Annotated in this window: 17 protein-coding genes; 12 read left to right on the top strand and 5 right to left on the bottom strand. The window is 69.9% G+C overall.

The features are described 5' to 3' along the window. Window positions 1-310: 310 nt before the first annotated feature. Window positions 311-1,201, bottom strand: a complete 891-nt coding sequence (locus tag LGN10_RS25480) for a LysR family transcriptional regulator (RefSeq protein WP_060318160.1) — start codon at window positions 1,199-1,201, stop codon at window positions 311-313. Window positions 1,202-1,313: 112 nt separating this feature from the next. Between LGN10_RS25480 and LGN10_RS25475 the strand changes: the two genes are divergently transcribed. Both LGN10_RS25475 and LGN10_RS25470 read left to right on the top strand, forming a co-directional pair. Further along, window positions 1,314-1,739, top strand: a complete 426-nt coding sequence (locus LGN10_RS25475; protein WP_059573807.1) for a VOC family protein — start codon at window positions 1,314-1,316, stop codon at window positions 1,737-1,739. A 132-nt stretch (window positions 1,740-1,871) separates the two neighbouring features. Then, entirely contained in the window at window positions 1,872-2,456 is a 585-nt protein-coding gene (locus LGN10_RS25470; RefSeq protein WP_124861056.1) for a flavin reductase family protein, read from the top strand. Between the two features lie 40 nt (window positions 2,457-2,496). On the opposite strand, the gene LGN10_RS25465 is transcribed toward LGN10_RS25470, so the two are convergent. Then, window positions 2,497-3,393 (bottom strand): LysR family transcriptional regulator, encoded by an 897-nt coding sequence (locus tag LGN10_RS25465; RefSeq protein ID WP_226225403.1) that lies wholly within the window; start codon window positions 3,391-3,393, stop codon window positions 2,497-2,499. A 97-nt stretch (window positions 3,394-3,490) separates the two neighbouring features. Between LGN10_RS25465 and LGN10_RS25460 the strand changes: the two genes are divergently transcribed. The 4 genes from LGN10_RS25460 (at window position 3,491) to LGN10_RS25445 (ending at window position 7,594) form a co-directional block, all read left to right on the top strand. Next, complete coding sequence (locus LGN10_RS25460; protein ID WP_060011700.1) at window positions 3,491-4,789, top strand: CitMHS family transporter; 1,299 nt, start codon at window positions 3,491-3,493, stop codon at window positions 4,787-4,789. Between the two features lie 39 nt (window positions 4,790-4,828). Next, window positions 4,829-6,190 carry an acyclic terpene utilization AtuA family protein gene (locus LGN10_RS25455; RefSeq protein ID WP_226225402.1) on the top strand — a complete coding sequence of 454 codons (1,362 nt, stop codon included), beginning with the start codon at window positions 4,829-4,831 and terminating at the stop codon, window positions 6,188-6,190. After that, window positions 6,190-6,501 (top strand): hypothetical protein, encoded by a 312-nt coding sequence (locus LGN10_RS25450; protein ID WP_059573802.1) that lies wholly within the window; start codon window positions 6,190-6,192, stop codon window positions 6,499-6,501. Before LGN10_RS25455 ends, LGN10_RS25450 begins: the two co-directional genes overlap by 1 nt. A gap of 268 nt (window positions 6,502-6,769) precedes the next feature. Continuing rightward, entirely contained in the window at window positions 6,770-7,594 is an 825-nt protein-coding gene (locus LGN10_RS25445; protein WP_226225401.1) for a topoisomerase IV, read from the top strand. A gap of 41 nt (window positions 7,595-7,635) precedes the next feature. Here LGN10_RS25445 and LGN10_RS25440 read toward each other — a convergent pair whose 3' ends face one another. Together LGN10_RS25440 and LGN10_RS25435 are read right to left on the bottom strand one after the other, a co-directional pair. Next, a complete protein-coding gene (locus LGN10_RS25440) occupies window positions 7,636-8,565 on the bottom strand; it encodes a phosphatidate cytidylyltransferase (RefSeq protein WP_059573800.1) in 930 nt (309 codons plus the stop codon). Window positions 8,566-8,599: 34 nt separating this feature from the next. Beyond that, complete coding sequence (locus LGN10_RS25435) at window positions 8,600-9,232, bottom strand: lysophospholipid acyltransferase family protein (protein ID WP_059574309.1); 633 nt, start codon at window positions 9,230-9,232, stop codon at window positions 8,600-8,602. Window positions 9,233-9,250: 18 nt separating this feature from the next. Here LGN10_RS25435 and LGN10_RS25430 point away from each other — a divergent pair, with 18 nt between their 5' ends. From LGN10_RS25430 to LGN10_RS25410, 5 genes are all read left to right on the top strand, one after another. Further along, a complete protein-coding gene (locus LGN10_RS25430; protein WP_155634599.1) occupies window positions 9,251-9,685 on the top strand; it encodes a hypothetical protein in 435 nt (144 codons plus the stop codon). Window positions 9,686-9,700: 15 nt separating this feature from the next. Then, complete coding sequence (locus LGN10_RS25425; RefSeq protein ID WP_226225400.1) at window positions 9,701-10,306, top strand: CDP-alcohol phosphatidyltransferase family protein; 606 nt, start codon at window positions 9,701-9,703, stop codon at window positions 10,304-10,306. Window positions 10,307-10,383: 77 nt separating this feature from the next. Beyond that, entirely contained in the window at window positions 10,384-12,153 is a 1,770-nt protein-coding gene (locus tag LGN10_RS25420) for a bifunctional alpha/beta hydrolase/class I SAM-dependent methyltransferase (protein ID WP_226225399.1), read from the top strand. Beyond that, on the top strand, window positions 12,150-13,565 hold the full coding sequence (locus LGN10_RS25415; protein WP_226225397.1) for a phosphatase PAP2/dual specificity phosphatase family protein: 1,416 nt from the start codon (window positions 12,150-12,152) through the stop codon (window positions 13,563-13,565). The genes LGN10_RS25420 and LGN10_RS25415 overlap by 4 nt, the downstream gene beginning before the upstream one ends. Next, a complete protein-coding gene (locus tag LGN10_RS25410; RefSeq protein ID WP_060965902.1) occupies window positions 13,565-14,017 on the top strand; it encodes a hypothetical protein in 453 nt (150 codons plus the stop codon). The genes LGN10_RS25415 and LGN10_RS25410 overlap by 1 nt, the downstream gene beginning before the upstream one ends. Before the next feature lie 54 nt (window positions 14,018-14,071). Here LGN10_RS25410 and LGN10_RS25405 read toward each other — a convergent pair whose 3' ends face one another. Beyond that, window positions 14,072-15,094 carry a sensor domain-containing diguanylate cyclase gene (locus LGN10_RS25405; RefSeq protein WP_226225395.1) on the bottom strand — a complete coding sequence of 341 codons (1,023 nt, stop codon included), beginning with the start codon at window positions 15,092-15,094 and terminating at the stop codon, window positions 14,072-14,074. A 491-nt stretch (window positions 15,095-15,585) separates the two neighbouring features. On the opposite strand from LGN10_RS25405, the gene bcsB reads away from it, so the two are divergent. Next, a complete protein-coding gene (gene bcsB, locus LGN10_RS25400; RefSeq protein WP_226225393.1) occupies window positions 15,586-17,925 on the top strand; it encodes a cellulose biosynthesis cyclic di-GMP-binding regulatory protein BcsB in 2,340 nt (779 codons plus the stop codon).

The raw sequence follows: 17,925 nt of genomic DNA, 5'->3' as shown, positions 1-17,925 counted from the left end.
ACTACAGAGCCGCGATAAAACCGCAAAAATGAAATTCTCTATTGTGGCCTGGTGAAGACATGTCTTTTTCAGGAAATTCACCATTGAGGGATTTGGATTATTGATCGTTGCGTATCAATAGGCGGCGAATTTCGGGCGTTCGTCATTGCGTTTTGCGTGTCTCGTGATAATTAGACGCGTTTTTCGGGCGAATCGCCCCGTTACCGACATTGTTATTTTTTCGTCAAATCGTTATTTAACGGATTGAATTGGCGTGGCCGGAATGAATGTGATAAAGGCGGGCAATTCGCGTCGGGCCGCCACGTGTCGATCACGCGGCTTGCGGCGGCGAGCGTCGCCGCGACGCCGCCTCGATCAGTTGCGCCAGCGTTTGCGCGGGTTCCGACATCGTGCGCCGCGCGCGATGCACGAGGCCGATGTCGCGATGGAACGTGTGATGGCCGAGGTCGATCGCGCGCACGCCGGCCGGCCAGCGGCGATACACGGCGGTCTGCGGCACGATCGCGACGCCGACGCCGTTCTCGACCAGCTTGACGATCGCGTCGAGCTCGTCGAGTTCGCAGGTGTCGCGCACCGCGATGTGCATCTTGCGCAGAAAGCGGTCGACCTGGCGGCCGCCGAACGACGCGCGATCGTAGCGCACGAACGGCTCGCTCGCGAGCAGGGCGGCCCAGTCCTTGCCCTTCACGCCGCGCGGCACGATCAGCCGGAACGGTTCCTGTGCGAGCGTCGTCCAGTGCAGGTCGCTCTGCAGCGCAAACGGCGGCCGGATGATCGCGGCCATGTCGATCTCGCCCGCGTCGACCCGGTTGACCAGCTCGATCGACAGCCCCGGTATCACGCGCGTGCGGCATGCGGGGTGCCGGCGATGGAAATCGGCCAGCGCGGCCGGCAGCAGCGCGCTCTGCACCGATGCGATCGCGCCGATCGTCACGCGCACGGCGGCCGGCGAGCCGGGCGCGGTCGAACTCAGGTTCTCGTACAGGCCGATCAGCGTCTGCGCCTGGTCCAGCACGTGATGACCCATTTCGTTGAGCCGCGCCGATCGCCCTTGCCGGTCGAACAGCGCGAAGCCGAGTTCGGCTTCGAGGCGCTGCATCTGCGCGCTCACGGCCGCCTGCGTGAGCCCGATACGGTTGCCGGCGGCGGCAAAGGTGCCTTCCCGGGCGACGGCGACGAGGGTTTTCAGTTCGCGGATCATTCATCAATTCCGTTTGTGAATCAGCCAATTTTATATTGATTTGATTTTTGTCCGGGCTTGTCTACCATGGTGCCGTCCTCGCGCCCCGCGAGCGCTCCTTCACGAGGCCATCATGAGTCTTTCCCCGTTTCACCTGGCGATTCCCGTCCACGACCTGCCGGCCGCGCGCGATTTCTACGGCCGCGTGTTCGGGCTGGAAGAGGGGCGCTCGAGCGCGCAGTGGGTCGACTTCAACTTCTACGGCCATCAGCTCGTGATCCACGAACACCCGAAAACCGCGTCGCAGGAAAGCGCGCATACGAATGCGGTCGACGGCCACGACGTGCCGGTGCCGCATTTCGGGATCGTGCTCGACTGGGCAAGCTGGGAGGCGCTGGCCGAGCGGCTGCGTTCGTTCGGCGTGACGTTCGTGATCGAGCCGTACGTGCGGTTCCAGGGGCAGGTCGGCGAACAGGCGACGATGTTCCTGTTCGATCCGTGCGGCAATGCGCTCGAATTCAAGGCGTTTCGCGACATCGGCCAACTGTTCGCGAAGTGACCTGCCGCGGCGCCTGCGCCGATCGAAATCGGGTGCGAGAATGCGGCCTCGGATCCGGCCGCGCGCAGGTGCGACGGCCGGCGCCGCGCCGCAGGGCATCCGTCCGTGCGCGCCGTTCTCCACGGAGCTCGTATGAACAGTCACATCGCGCCGGTGGCGCTGAACAAAGCCTACCGTCTCCTCAATCACGGCCCGACCGTGCTCGTGTCGGCCCGCCACGACGGCGTCGACAACGTGATGGCCGCCGCGTGGGCGTGCGCGCTGGACTTCCTGCCGCCGAAGCTGACGGTCGTGCTCGACAAATCCGCGAAGACGCGCGAGCTCGTCGAGCGCAGCGGCACGTTCGTGATCCAGGTGCCGACGGCCGCGCAACTGCGGCTCACGCATGCGGTCGGCAGCCACAGTCTGGCCGAGCGGCCCGACAAGCTGCGCGACGCGGGCGTCACGCTGTTCGACGTCGACGGTCACGACCTGCCGTTCGTCGCCGGCTGCTCGGGCTGGCTCGCGTGCAGGCTCATTCCGGAGCCGCACAACCAGCAGACCTACGACCTGTTCATCGGCGAGGTGGTCGCCGCGTGGTCCGACACGCGCGTGTTCCGCGACGGCCACTGGTATTTCGCATCGGCCGATCCCGCGCTGCGCAGCCTGCACTACATCGCGGGCGGCAATTTCTATGCGATCGGCGAATCGCTGCACGTCGACCCGGCGGCGCGGTAAGTAAGCGAAGCGCGAACCGTCCCGATGTGGGAACCGCGCGTCACGCGCGCTTTTTCAATTCCGCCAGCATGAGGTCGGCGAACGCCTGCGCGACGCGCGGCAGCGTGCGCCCGCGCTTGACGACGAGCGCGATCGGCCGCACGAACGCGGGATCGTCGATCGGCTTCGCGACCAGATCGGGCTCGGCGCGCACCTCGCGGGCGGTCGCGGGCAGGATCGTCACGCCGAGGCCGCCGCGGACCATCGCGACGGCCGTCATCATGTAGGTCGGCTCGCACGCGATGTCGGCCGTGCAGCCGGCCGCTTCCAGCGCGGCATCGACGACGCTGCGCACGCTCGTGCCCTGCGCAGTGAGCACGAGCGGCACGCCGGCGACGTCGGCGGTGCCGACGCGGCGCTTGCGCGCGAGCGGATGATCCTGCGGGCACACGGCGACGAGCCGGTCGGCGCCCACATACAGCACCTCGAGCGACGCATCGAACGTGTCGCCGCCGGTCAGCCCGAGATCGGCATCCTCGTTGCGCACGAGCGCGGTGACGAGGCTCGCGACGCCGTCGCGGATCTCGAAGCCCGCGCGCGGCACGTCGCGCCGGAACGACTGGATCAGCTCCGGCAGCATGCTCGACGCGAAGGTCGGCAGGCACGCGAGCCGCACCGTGCCGCTCGCGCCTTCGCCGAGCGCGCGCGCATCGCGCAGCACGCGCTCCATGTCGTCGAGCGAGCGTTGCAACAGCGGCAGCAACTCGTGCCCGGTCTGCGTGAGCGCGACGCTGCGGCTGTTGCGGTCGAACAGGCGCGCGCCGACGATTTCCTCGAGCCGGCGGATCTGCACGGTCAGCGCCGGCTGCGACAGGTGCAGCCGCGCGGCCGCGCGCGTGAAGTTGCCGGCGTGCGCGACGGTGACGAACGCGCGAATGTCCCGAAGATTCAGATCCATAACGATTCGTGATTGCTACGATCAAATCATTTCAATTGTGCTATCGCTGCGCCGACCTTACGCTCGTCTCCAACAAAAGACAAGGTAGGAGACACGGATGCTGCCGTTACTCGGGCTTGGCACGATCGTCGTGCTGCTGGCCGCGATTCTGTCGAAGCGGATGTCGCCGCTCGTCGCGCTGATCATCGTGCCGATCGCCGCGTCGCTGATCGGCGGCTTCGGGCTGCACACCAGCAAGTTCGTCATCGACGGGCTGAAGGGTCTCGCGCCCGTGGTCGCGATGTTCGTGTTCGCGATCCTCTATTTCGGGACGATCACCGATGCCGGCACGCTCGACCCGATCATCGACCGGATCCTGCGCGCGGTCGGCACGCGGCCGACGCGCATCGTGATGGGCACGACGCTGCTCGCGCTGCTGATCCACCTCGACGGCTCGGGCGCCGTCTGCTTTCTCGTGACGATTCCGGCCGTGCTGCCGCTGTACGACCGGCTGAAGATGGACCGGCGCGTGCTGGCCGCCGCCGTGTCGATGGCCGCGGGCATCAACTTCCTGCCGTGGACGGGGCCGATGATTCGCGCGTCCGCGTCGCTGCACCTGCCGGTGTCGGCGCTGTTCAATCCGCTGATTCCGGTGCAGGCGATCGGGCTCGTGTTCGTGTTCGGCGTCGCGTACTGGCTCGGGCGGCGCGAGGAGAAGCGGCTCGGCCTGTCGCGCGACGATGCGTCGATCCCGCTGCCCAGGCGCGAATTGACGGCCGACGAGCAGGCGCTGCGCCGGCCGCATCTGTTCTGGTTCAACCTCGTGCTGACGCTCGTCGTGCTCGGCACGATGGTCGTGATGGGCGAGAAGATTCCGCCCGCGATCATGTTCATGGTCGGGCTGTGCATCGCGCTGATGGTGAATTACCCCGACGTCGACATGCAGCGGAAGCGCATCGACGCGCATGCGCGGGCGGCGCTGATGATGGCCGGCATCCTGCTCGCGGCCGGCGTGTTCACCGGGATCATGCAGGGCAGCGGGATGCTGAAGGCGATGGCGCAGGCGGCGGTCGGCTTCGTGCCGCCGTCGATGGCCGGCCACATTCCGGTCGCGCTCGGCCTCGCGTCGATGCCGCTCAGCATGCTGTTCGATCCCGATTCGTTCTACTTCGGCGTGCTGCCCGTGATCGCCGAAGTGGCCGGGCAGCTCGGCGTGCCGGCCGTGCAGGTCGGGCAGGCCGCGCTGCTCGGCCAGATGACGACGGGGTTCCCGGTCAGCCCGCTCACGCCGGCGACGTTCCTCGTCGTCGGCCTGTGCGGGATCGAGCTCGCCGAGCACCAGAAATTCACGTTTCCGCTGTTGTTCGGCGCGTCGATCGTGATGACGATCGCCTGCGTCGTGCTCGGCGTCTTTTGATTTTGCCGGCGGCGCGCTCCGCCGGACGACGGTACGGACATGACAGCAAAGCCTTCACATGAACGGCGCGTGCGCATCGGCGCGGGCGCCGGCTATTCGGGCGACCGAATCGAGCCCGCGGTCGAACTGGCTGAACACGGGCAACTCGACTACCTGGTCTTCGAATGCCTGGCCGAGCGCACGATCGCGATCGCGCAGCAGGCGCGGCGCAACGATCCGGCGCTCGGCTACGATCCGCTGCTCGACGCGCGCATGCAGGCGGTGCTGCCGGTCGCGGCGGCCAGGCGCGTGCGCATCGTGTCGAACATGGGCGCGGCGAACCCGCGCGCGGCCGCGCGGCGTACCGCGCGGATCGCGCAGTCGCTCGGCATCGCGGGGCTGAAAGTCGCGGCGGTCGAAGGCGACGACGTGCTCGACGTCGTGCTGCGCGGCGCGTTCCGTTTCGAGGAATCGGGCGACGAGGTCACCGCGTATCGCGACCGTATCGTATCCGCGAACGCGTATCTCGGCGCCGCGCCGATCGTCGACGCGCTCGCGGCCGGCGCGGACGTCGTGCTGACCGGGCGCGTCGCCGATCCGTCGCTGTTCGCCGCGCCGCTGATCCACGCATTCGGCTGGCGGATGGACGACTGGGACACGCTCGGGCAGGCGACCGTCGTCGGCCATCTGCTCGAATGCGCGGGGCAGGTGACGGGTGGCTATTTCGCCGATCCCGGCTACAAGGACGTGCCGAATCTGGCGCGACTCGGGTTCCCGATCGGCGAGGTCGCGGCCGACGGCTCGGTCGTGATCACGAAGGTGCCGCACGCGGGCGGCCGCGTGAGCGCGGCGACCTGCAAGGAACAACTGCTCTACGAGATTCACGACCCGGCGCGGTATCTGCAGCCCGACGTCGTGGCCGATTTCACGCGCGTGGCGGTCGCGGAGGAGGCGACCGATCGCGTGCGTGTGACGGGCGGGCGCGGCGCCGCGCGGCCCGACACGCTGAAGGTGTCGGTCGCGTATGTCGACGGCTGGATCGGCGAAGGGCAGATCTCGTACGGCGGGCCGGGCGCGCTCGCGCGGGCGCGTCTTGCGCTCGACATCGTTCGCGAGCGGCTCGCGCTGACCGGCGTCGCGGCGAGCGAGTTGCGCTTCGACCTGATCGGCGTCGATGCGCTGTACGGCGACGCGACGCCGGCCGTGCGTGGCGAGCCGGCCGAGGTGCGCGTGCGGGTGGCCGGCCGCGCGGCGAACGCCGCCGAGGCCGCGCGAATCGGCAACGAAGTCGAGACGCTCTATACGAACGGGCCGGCCGGCGGCGGCGGCGCGTTCAAGTCGACGCGCGAGGTGATCGCCGTGCAGTCGGTGCTGCTGCCGCGCTCGGCCGTGACGCCGTCGTTTTCATTCGTGGAGGCCTGATGCAACTGCGTGAACTCGCGCATGCGCGCACCGGCGACAAGGGCAATACGCTGAACGTGTCGGTCATCTGCCGCGATCCGCGTCATTACGATCATCTGCGCACCCACCTCGATGCGCAGGCGGTGAAGGCATGGCTCGCGGGCATCGTGCACGGCGACGTCGTGCGCTACGAATTGCCGGCGCTCGGTGCGTTCAACTTCGTGCTGAGCGATGCGCTCGGCGGTGGCGTGACGCGCTCGCTCGCGCTCGATGCGCACGGCAAGTCGGTCAGTTCGGCGCTGCTGGCGATCGAGGTGCCGGATCCGGCGTGACGGCGGGCGTCGCGGTCGGGAAGGAGACGGGCAGAGGCCGGGCCTTTACGGGATCAGCAGTTCGCGCCGCCCGTCCGCATGCTCGATGAGTTCGCCCGCGATGTGCGCAGGCACGAGGCGATGACGTGATGGGCAACGATGCAGGGCGCGTCGTCGTCGGCAACGGGCGGTCGCCATTCTTTTCCGCCCCGGACGACGTGTGAAGGATCGACGGGGACCCGCCGATTCTGCAACAATCCGCCGCACACCCATCCGACCTGATCTCGTCATGACTGCCCAGAACCCGACCATACGTCTCAAGCCGCTCTTGGCTTCGCTCGCCGCCCTTGGCGCGCTCGCGGGACTCACGGCGCTCGCCGCACCGTCGCCCGTTCATGCCGCCGAGCCGGCCCAGCCCGACCGCCAACTGAAAACCTTCATCCACGACACGTACGGCAACTGGCGCGCGAGCCGCAAGGGCTGGCAGGCGGACGGCGACGATTTCATCCATTCGCCGTGCGGCGTGCTGCGCGTGGCGACCGCGGACGGCCCGCGCACGCTGCTCGCGATGTGCGGCGAGACCGAGGCGGCGGTGCAGAACGGGATGCCGGGCATGGATTCGGACGCGACGCCGGGCGCGATCGACCTGTACGTGCTGAAGCCTTCGCCGGACGGCAGGACGCTCGAGCCGGTCGCGAAGAAAACGGAGATCGCATCGGGCGGGCGCGGCGAACCGGGCACGGTGCGCATCGAGCGGCTCGGGCCGCACCTGTTCGGGTTCGTCATCGGCGAAAGCGACACGCGGCAAGGCTATACGCAACGCTTCCGCTCAATCTGGCTGCCGGTCGGCAATGCGCTGGTGCATGCGGCGGCACGCATCGACGAGGCGCTCGACAACGCGGAGTCGACGGAATGCGCGAACGCCCGCGCGCGCTGCGAGGAACGCCGCTTCGAGATCGCGCCGGACACGGCCGGCACGGGCGACGTCTATCCGCTGACGGTCACGGAAACGGGTACGCGCGGCGACAAGGCCATCCATGCACGCTACACGGTGAAGTTCGACGCCGCGCGCGGCCGCTACGTCGTGCCGAAGGCGTTGCGCGACGGGTACTGATCCTTCGCGCGGGAACGGGCGGCATTGCACCGCCCGCGCATTCACACGTACAGGTAGCGCACCAGGTGGAAGAACACCGGCGCGGCGAAGCAGATCGAATCGACGCGGTCGAGCATGCCGCCGTGGCCGGCGATCATCGAGCCCCAGTCCTTCGTGCCGAGCGAGCGCTTGACGGCCGACAGCACGAGCCCGCCGACGAAGCCCGCGATCACGATCGCGAGCGAGATCCCGAACGCCGCGCCGAAGCCGAACGGCGTCACGCGATACAGCGACGCGCCGCACAGCGTGGCGAGCAGCCCGCCGCCGATGAAGCCCTCGACCGTCTTCGACGGCGACAACTGCGGCGCGATCTTGCGGCGTCCGAACAGTTTGCCGACGACGTATTGCAGCACGTCGCTGATCTGCACGACGAACAGGAAGAAGAACAGCAGCAGCGCGTTCTGCCCCGCGTAGCGCGGAATGTCGAGGATCAGCACGGCCGGCGCGTGGCTCAGCCCGTACACGCACACCATCAGCGCCCAGTTGATCTTCGCGTTGCGGCTCAGGAAGTCGCGCGTGTCCTGCGTGAGCGCCGACACGAGCGACATCGCGAAGAACAGGTGCACGGGCACGAAGATCGAGTACATCCCGTACCAGTTGATGCCGAGCAGCAGGTACTGCACGGGAATCGCGATGAAGAACGCGATGAAGAGCGTCGTATGGTCGCTCGCGGTGGTCGGCGTGAGCGTGATGAACTCGCGCAGCGTCAGGTACGACAGCAGCGCGAACACCAGGTACGTGACGTTGTTGCCGAGGCCGATCGCGACGGCCATGATCGCGATCATCGCCCACCATGCGCGGATGCGCTGGTTCAGGTTGACGATGGTCGGGCTCGCGCCGCCGCTGCGCGCGCCGAGGATCGCGCCGATCACGGTCGCGACGACGAGCACGCCCGTGACGCCCGCGACCAGTTCCCAGAAGAGGGTTCGCATGGTTGGTATCCGGAAAAGGGAGAAGGGGGCGCGCTCAGCCGGCCGGCCGCTGCGGCGGCGCGAGCGCGACGACCGCGTCGCGCATGCGGGCGAGGAACGTCGGCTTGTCTTCCTGCGCGCCGAGCGCTTCGTTCGCGCCGAAATGCACCTTGCAGATCAGCGGCACGGGCCAGATCGCGCCCTTCGGCATGATGCGCTGCAGGTTCTCGAGGTAGACGGGCGCGAGCGCGACGTCGGGGAATTCGGTCGCGAGATGGAACAGCCCGCTCTTGAACGGCTGCGGCAGCACGTCGGCGCCGCGCGTGCCTTCCGGGAAGATGATGATCGAGTGGCCCTGCCGCAGCGCGTCGCGTACCGGCTCCAGCGGGTCGCCGCCCGATTCGCGATGACGGTCGATCAGCACGACGTTCAGCAGCTTCTGCGCGATGTGACGCTTCAGGTCGCTGCTGTCCCAGTAGTCGCGCGCGGCGACCGGCCGCACGACCGCGCGCACGTCGCGCGGCAGCGCGGCGAGGATCGCGAGCGTGTCGATGTGGCTCGTATGGTTCGAGAAATAGATCTTCTGCGTCGGGGACGGCGGCGCCTGATGCCAGACCGGATACGCGCCCGCGACGAGCCGCACGATGGACAGCAGGAAATCGCGCTGCCAGACGTTGAGGATGTTCATCGGCGCGCGGCCTCCTGCGTGCATGCCCGGCCCGCCGCGCACGCGCGGTGGGCGGAACCCCGGAATGCCGGCGCGGCAGGATGCGCGCCGGACGGCTCTTGTTTAAATTTTTTCAAAGTTCGTGGCTGCCTGTCGCAGGTCCGCGATAATCGGACGATTCGCCGTCGCACGCTGCTGCGTCGCGGCGAATGCGCCGGTCGGCGGCGTGATAATCGGCTGTTGCACGAGTGCCCGCTGCCGCTCGAATGGATCTCGCCGCGATCGGGCCAGCGGATTATCGCGAGTTTCGCCGAAAAACGCCAGATTGCCGCCGCGCGGGCGGTTCGCGCCGCCATGCTTGACGCATGGAGGCCGCTCGGCGACGATGAGGGCCGATCAATCCAGGCCGACGAAGGCCGTTTCGCCGCCCGGGGCATGGCGGCGGGAAACTATCCGACCGTGCCGCGCGAATAATACGAATACGAAACGATGAGCCTCTACGCACTCAAACCCAAATTCCAGAACCGTCTGCGCCCGTTCGCGAATTCGCTCGCCGAACGTGGCGTCACGGCCAACCAGGTCACGCTGTTCGCGGCCGGCGGCTCGATCGTCGTCGGCGCGCTCGCCGGGCTCGGCGTGTTCGCCCGCGCGCTGTTCCTGCTGATCCCGCTGTGGCTGTTCGCGCGGATGGCGCTCAACGCGATCGACGGGATGCTCGCGCGCGAGCACGGGCAGAAGAGCACGCTCGGCGCATACCTGAACGAGCTGGGCGACATCGTGTCCGACGTCGCGCTCGTGCTGCCGTTCCTCGCCATTCCCGCGTTCGCGCCGGCGGACGTCTGGCTGTTCGCGCTGACGGCGGTGATCGTCGAATGCGCGGGGCTGATCGGCCCGCTCGTCGGCGCGACGCGCCGCTACGACGGCCCGTTCGGCAAGAGCGACCGGGCGCTGGCCCTCGGCGCGTTCGCGCTGTGGATCGGCCTCGGCTTGCCGGTCGGCGGCGCCGCCGCGTGGCCGTGGCGGCTGCTGATCGTGCTGTCGATCGTGACGGCGGTGCGGCGCGTGCAGGCCGGGATCGCCGAAGCGGGCGGCTGATCGGCCGCCGACGCGGGGCGGGACCGGCGCCGGAGGGCGGCGCCGCATGATTCGAATAACGAAACGAGAGAGATCGCATGAACGCACGCACGGCCCGCGAGGCCGACTTCATCACGCACGACGGCGCAACGCTGTTCTACCGCCACTGGCCCGCGACGGGCGCACGCTGCCGCGGCGCGATCGTGCTGCTGCATCGCGGGCACGAACATTCGGCGCGCGTCGCGCACCTCGTCGACGAGCTCGACCTGCCGGATTTCGCGTTCTTTGCGTGGGACGCACGCGGCCACGGCCGCTCGCCGGGCGCGCGCGGCTACAGCCCGAGCGCGGCCGCGTCGGTGCGCGACCTGCAGACCTTCGTCGAGCATATCCGCGACACGCACGGCATCGCGATCGAGGAGATGGCGGTCGTCGGCCAGAGCGTCGGCGCGGTGCTCGCGGCGGCCTGGGTGCACGACTACGCGCCGCCGATCCGCGCGCTCGTCGTCGCGTCGCCGGCATTCCACATCAAGCTCTACGTGCCGTTCGCGCGGCCGGGGCTGCGGCTGATGCACAAGCTGCGCGGGCTGTTCTACGTGAACAGCTACGTGAAGCCGAAATTCCTCACGCACGATCCCGAACGGATCGCGAGCTACGCGTCCGATCCGCTGATCACGCGGCCGATCGCGGTCAACATGCTGCTCGACCTGCACGATACCGCGCGGCGGATCGTCGCCGACGCGGCCGCGATCACCGTACCGACGCAGTTGCTGATCTCGGGCGCCGACTGGGTCGTGCATCGCGGCCCGCAGGACCGCTTCTTCGAACGGCTCGGCTCGGCGCGCAAGGAGCGCATCGTGCTGCCGGGCTTCTACCACGACACGCTCGGCGAGCGCGATCGGGCCCAGGCGCTCGCGCCGCTGCGCGCGTTCGTGCTGCGCGAGTTCGATGCGCCGAGCCCGCGCGTGTCGCTCGCCGATGCCGACCGGCGCGGCGCGTTCCACGACGAATACGCGGCGCTCGGCCGGCCGCCGGCCAACGTGTTCGCCCGGGCGTACTGGGCGCTCACGCGCGCCGGCCTGAAAGCCGGCGGCGCGCTGTCGGACGGCATCGCGCTCGGGCTGCGGCTCGGCTTCGATTCGGGCTCGACGCTCGACTACGTGTACCGCAACCGCGCGCAGGGGCGGTTCGGCATCGGCGCGCTGATCGACCGCACGTATCTCGATTCGCCGGGCTGGGTCGGCATCCGCCAGCGCAAGGTGCATCTGCAGGAACTGATCGGCGCGGCGATCGGCCGGCTGCGCGCGCACGGCACGCCGGTGCGGATCGTCGACATCGCGGCCGGTCACGGGCGCTACGTGCTCGACGCGATCGCGATGGCCGCCGAGCGCGACGGCGCGGCGCCCGACGACATCACGCTGCGCGACTACAGCCCGCCGAACGTCGAGGCCGGGCGCGTGCTGATCGCGCAGCGCGGCCTCGAGCCGATCGCGCGCTTCGAGCGCGGCGACGCGTTCGACGAGGCGTCGCTCGCGACGCTCGAGCCGCGGCCGACGCTGGCGATCGTGTCGGGCCTGTACGAGCTGTTCGGCGAGAACGCGCTGATCGAGCGCTCGCTGCGCGGGCTCGCGCAGGCCGTGCCGCCGGGCGGCTATCTCGTCTACACGGGGCAGCCGTGGCATCCGCAGCTCGAATTCATCGCGCGCGCGCTGAACAATCACCGCGGCGAGTCGACGTGGGTGATGCGCCGCCGTTCGCAGGCCGAAATGGACGAGCTCGTCGCGCGGGCGGGCTTCCGCAAGCTCGACCAGCGGATCGACGAGATGGGCATCTTCACGGTCAGTCTCGCGCAGCGGGTCGACGCGTCATGAGCGCGCTCGGCGGCGGCGCGGGTGCTGGCGCGGGCGGCGGGCTGGCCGAGCCGGCGGCCGGCGCGCGCGGCGCGTCGTTCGCGCTGCGTTTCGGCTGGCTCGCGGCGATGGGCGCCGTGTTCTTCTCGACGTACGGCTTCGCGAACTGGCTCGCTGCGCGCCGCGCCGCGGTGCCGACGTTCGCGTTCGGCTGGGAGCATGCGATCCCGTTCGTGCCGTGGACGATCGTGCCGTACTGGTCGATCGACCTGCTGTATGCGCTGTCGTTCTTCTTCTGGACGCGCCGCGACGATCTGCTCGATCACGTGAAACGGCTGCTGACCGTGCAACTGGTGTCGGTCGCATGCTTCATCGCGTGGCCGCTGCGCTTCGGCTTCGAGCGGCCCGACGCGGGCGGCGTGGCCGGCGCGCTGTTCACGCTGCTGATGGGCTTCGACAAGCCGTTCAACCAGGCGCCGTCGCTGCATATCGGGTTGCTCGTCGTGCTGTGGGCCGCCTATGCGAAGCACCTGCGCGGCACGTTCGCGCGCGGTGTGCTGCATCTATGGTTCGCGGCGATCGGCGTGTCGGTGCTGACGACCTATCAGCATCACGCGATCGACGTGCCGACCGGGGCGGCCGTCGGCTGTCTCGCGCTGTTCCTGTTTCCGCTGCGCGATGCCGCGGGCCGGTTGCCGGGCGCCGATGCATCGCCGAGCCAGGCCGGCCGCGCGCTCGCGCGCCGCTATGCGTTCGGCGCCGCGCTGGTCGCATGCGCGGCGCTGGCCTGGGTGCCGCGTGCGCCGGGCGGGGCGCTGGCGGCGGGGTGGGGCGCGCTGGCGCTCGCCTGCGTTGCGTGGGCTTACCGGCGCGGCGCGCCCGGCGCGTTCCAGAAGGACGCGCACGGGCGGTTTCCGGTCTTCATCGGCGCGCTGCTCACGCCGACGATCGCCGGCGCGTTCGTCAATTCGCGGCTGTGGACGTTCCGCCAGCCGGCGCCGGTGCGGATCGACGAACGCGTGTCGATCGGCCGGACGCCGACGACGCGCGACATCCGGCGCCACGGCTTCTCCGCGCTGGTCGACCTGACTGCCGAGATGCCGCGCTGGGCGGTGGCCGACGCATCGCTCGCGTATGCGTGCGTGCCGCAGCTCGACCTCGTCGCGCCGACGGCGGCGCAGCTCGCGCAGGCCGTCGCGGCGCTCGAGCGCCTGCACGGCGAAGGGCGCGACGTGCTGGTCTGCTGTGCGCTCGGCTACGGGCGCAGCGTGCTGTGCGCGGCGGCGTGGCTCGCCGCGCGGCGCGGGTTCACCGATGCGCGCGACGCGCTGGCCGCAGTGCGCGCCGTGCGGCCGCGCGCGGTTTGGTCGGATGACGGCGTGGCCGTGCTGCAGCAGTGGATCGATCGCCGGTGCGACGCGGGGCGCGTGTGATGCGCGATCCGTCCGCGCCGTTCAGAATCGCCGCCGCGCGCGGCGCGCTCGATGCGGGTGCATGGGCGCTCGCGGCCGCGCTGGCCGCGGCCGGCGCGGGCGGGTGGATCGCGGCGGGCTGGGCGCCCGCGACGCTCGCCCGGGTACTGCTGGCCCTCGTCAGCACGGGATCGGGGATCGCGGCGCTGTGGTACGCGGTGCGCATCGAGATCGATCGGCGGCTGTTTGCCGCGCTGGCGCGGGCGGCGCAAGGCGACGGGGCGGTCGGCGACGGGCTCGCGGCGCTCGACCGTGCGCTTGCCGATCTGGGCTGGATCGACGCGGCGAAGGCCGGGCGCACGCTCGACGCACGCGTGCGCGGCGCGGTCGGGCTGTGCCGGGCCGCGGTGCTCGTCGCGATCGTGCAGTGGCTCGTCGTCGGGCTCGCGATCGCGGTGTCGCCAATCGGTTAGGGCCAGCGCAAGCGCGCTATCGGCCGGAACGGCCCGTCCGGCGCATGCGAGGCGTCATGCTTGCGCGGAGCGCCGCGATCGCGTGCGCTTGGCCGCGTACATCGCGTGGTCCGCGTGCTCGATCAGCGCATTCATGTCGGTGCCGTCGTCCGGCAGCACCGCGATGCCGACGCTGACGCCGAGCTGCAGCGCATGCCCGTCGAATTCGAACGGCTCGCCCACCAGCCGCGCGAGCCGCGTGCTTTGCGCATGGGCATCGTCGCGTGTGCCGATATTCGGCAGGATCACCGCGAATTCGTCGCCGCCGATGCGCGCGACCGTATCCGAGCGCCGCACCGCGGCTTGCATCCGCGTGGCGACCTCGCGCAGCGCGGCGTCGCCCGCGCGGTGGCCGAACCCGTCGTTGATCGGCTTCAGCCCGTCCATGTCGATGTTGAGAATGCCGAGCCGGCCGCTTGCGCGCAGCGCCGAGTGCATCGACTGGCGCAGGCGGTCGTAGAACAGCGCGCGGTTCGGCAAGCCCGTGAGCGCGTCGTGGGTCGCGCGCAGGTAGAGCTCGTTCGCTTCGTTGCGCGCCGCGTGGAACATCGCGGCGGCGATCAGGTCGGCCATCAGCCGCAGGGTGGCCGAGTCGGCCGGCGAGAAGCCGTCGACGTCCGGCGACATCACCTTCAGCACGCCGACCGTCGTGTCGGCATGCGTGAGCGGCATCACGAGCATCGAGCGCAGGCCGACCCGGCGGCACGCATCGCGATCGACGCGCGGGTCGGTTTCGGAATCGATGCAGTGCAGCAACTCGCCTTGCTGCACGCACAGCCCCGACAGGCTGCCCGAGCGCCGCAACCGCAGGCCGAGCATGCCGGCCGCCGTGCCCGACGCGGCGCGGTACACCATGTCGTCGCCTTCGGCGAATTCGACCGCGGCGGCGCTCGCGCCGGTGAGCTTCGGCATCTGTTCGGCGACGTACGCGATCACGCTGCCGAGGTCCATGCCGAGTTTCGCGATTTCGGCTTGTGCCGCGATGATGCGCAGCAACGTGTCGGCGGACGGGGTGGCGGAGTCGGCGGTTTGATTCAAGTCAGTTTTCCATGAAGAAAGTACGTCGCGCGACACGTACTTGCGGTAGCATACGCGCCGCCTGCGGCAGCGCGCGTGGCGACGGCGGTCCGCCACGGACCGCGGCCGGTGCCCGGCCCCCGGCCAGCCGTATCGCGCCGGCAGTATGCCGTTCCAGCCGTCCCGCTGGCAACGGCGCAATTCTTGCCATTCCCTCTTCCCGCGCGGCATTTCCGACCGAATTGAGGTTTTTTCGCTTCATAGTCGCGAATCACGGTAAGTTTTGTTCTATTTTTGAGATAGTGTGACGAATGGGCGGGCGCCGGTGCCAGGCGCGCCGCAACGCGACGAACCGGCCGTTGAAGCATCCGCCGCGTCGTACCGACAAATGCAATCAGGTCATATAGATGAGAGGAAGCAGAGGGGATGTGCACTCACGGGCATAGCTGCTTTGCGCGCGTCCGTTGCGACGCGCGGATGGACCGGACGATCGTGACGATGGAGAGCGGCGCATGAGGCCGGCCGTGTCGCTGTTCGTTCTCGCGGCCGCGATGACCGGCGCTTTCCACGCGGCCGCGCTGTCGGCCGCGCCGATGCCGGCGGTGCCGGCCGCCGCTTCGACGTCCGCTGCCGATCGCGCGGCGGCCCCCGATGCAGCGCCGGCCGCGACGCCCGCTATCGTGCCGACGGCGGCCAGCGCGCCGGCCGCCGGCCTGCCGGCCACGACCGTGCGCATGCCGTTCGCATCGCTCGGCGCGTTCGATCCGCTGCGCCTGCGCGGCGCCGACGACGCGCGCACGATCAACGCCGGCGTGCGGCTCGACCGCGTGATCACGGGCGCGCGGCTGCGCCTGACCTACGCGTATTCGCCGTCGCTGGTCTTTCCGCTGTCGCACCTGAAGGTGTCGGTGAACGGCGAGGTGATCGCGACCGTTCCGTTCGATGCGGCACGCGCCGGGCGCACGGTCACGCAGGAGATCCCGATCGATCCGCGCTACTTTTCCGATTTCAACCAGATCGGCCTGCGCCTGATCGCGCACTACACGCTCGACCATTGCGAGGATCCGGCGAACTCGGCGCTGTGGGCCGACGTGAGCCCGACGAGCGAGCTGATCCTCGACGAATCGCCGGTGCGCCTGCCGAACGATCTCGCGCTGCTGCCCGCGCCGTTCTTCGACCGGCGCGACAACGGCCGTCTGCGGCTGCCGTTCGTGCTGCCGGCCACGCCCGATTCGGCGACGCTGCGCAGCGCGGGCGTGCTCGCGTCGTGGTTCGGCGCGCTGGCCGACTACCGGCATGCGCGCTTCCCGGTATCGGCCGCGCTGCCGGCCGACGACCAGGCCGTCGTGGTCGGCACGGCCGCGACGCTGCCGGCCGGTCTCGCGCTGCCACCCATCAACGGTCCGCTGCTCGCGGTCGCCGACAATCCGGCCGCGCCGGGGCGCAAGCTGCTGATCGTCACGGGCCGCACGGCGGCCGAGGTCGACGACGCGGTCGCGACGCTCGTGCTCGGCCGCGCGGCGCTGTCCGGGCCGGCGGCGACGGTCGCGCACGTCGATCTCGGCGCGCCGCGCAAGCCGTACGACGCGCCGCGCTGGCTGCCGGTGAACCGGCCGATCGCGTTCCGCGAGCTCGTGAACGACCCGCGCCAGCTCGAAGTGCGCGGCACGACGCCCGACGCGATCCGGCTGAACCTGCGCGTGCCGGCCGATCTGCATTCGTGGAACGGCGCGGGCGTGCCGATCACGCTGCGCTACCGCTACACGGCGCCGACCGTGCAGGACAATTCGACGCTCGCCGTCGAGATCAACGACCAGCTCGTGAAGTCGTACCGGCTCGGGCCGGCCCACGCGGAGGACGCGCACGGGCGCATGCAGTTGCCGCTGCTGTCGGTGCCGGAAGGGCGCGTGACGAGCGACGTCGACATTCCCGCGTTTCGCGTCGGCAGCGGCAACCAGCTGCAATTCCGCTTCACGCTCGATTCGCAGAAGACGGGCCTGTGCTCGAGCACGGCCACCGAGCCTCAGCGCGCGGCGATCGATCCGGATTCGACGATCGACTTCTCGCATTTCGTCCATTACGCGCAATTGCCGAACCTTGCGTTCTTCGCGAACAGCGGCTTTCCGTTCACGCGCTTCGCGGACCTGTCGCAGACGGCCGTCGTGCTGCCCGAGCGGCCCTCGCCGCAGGAGCTCGAGGCGTACCTGACGATGCTCGGCCACATGGGCGAATGGACCGGCTTCCCGGCGCTGCGCGTGCAGGTCGCGCGGCCCGGCGACGTCGCCGCGCTGTCCGGGCACAAGGATGTGCTCGTGATCGACGGCTCCCCGGCGTCGCCGCTGCTCGCGAACTGGCGTGCGTCGCTGCCGCTCGCGATCGGCGAGCCGGGCGGCGCGGGCGGCGGCGGTGGCGCGACGCGCGTCGCGTTCACGGTGAAGGAGCGCTGGCGCAACGGCGTGGGCGTCGCCGACGGCGGCGCGCACATCGAACAGACGGGCCCGCTCGCCGCGCTCGCCGGTTTCGAGCTGCCGGGCAGCCGCGGCCGCAGCGTCGTCGCGCTGACGGCGACCGACCAGCCGCGCCTCGGCGATCTGCTCGACGTGTTCGAGAACGCGGGGCTCGTGTCGCAACTGCAGGGCGACCTCGCGCTGGTGCGGCCGGGGCAGGTCGACAGCCTGCGGGTCGGCGAGCCTTACGTGGTCGGCTTCGTGCCGTGGTATGCGCGCGTGTGGACGGAGGCGGCGCGGCATCCGGTCGTGCTCGGCGCGGTGGGCGTCGTCGCGGGGCTGCTGCTCGCGCTCGGCGTGTTCAGCGTGCTGCAGCGAATCGCCGCGCGTCGACGGGGGATGTAA

This window comes from Burkholderia sp. AU32262, assembly GCF_020419985.1.
GTDB classification, from domain to species: Bacteria; Pseudomonadota; Gammaproteobacteria; order Burkholderiales; family Burkholderiaceae; genus Burkholderia; species Burkholderia semiarida.
The sequence above is the reverse complement of the archived record's forward strand: the minus strand, read 5'-3'. Positions and strand labels throughout refer to the sequence as shown.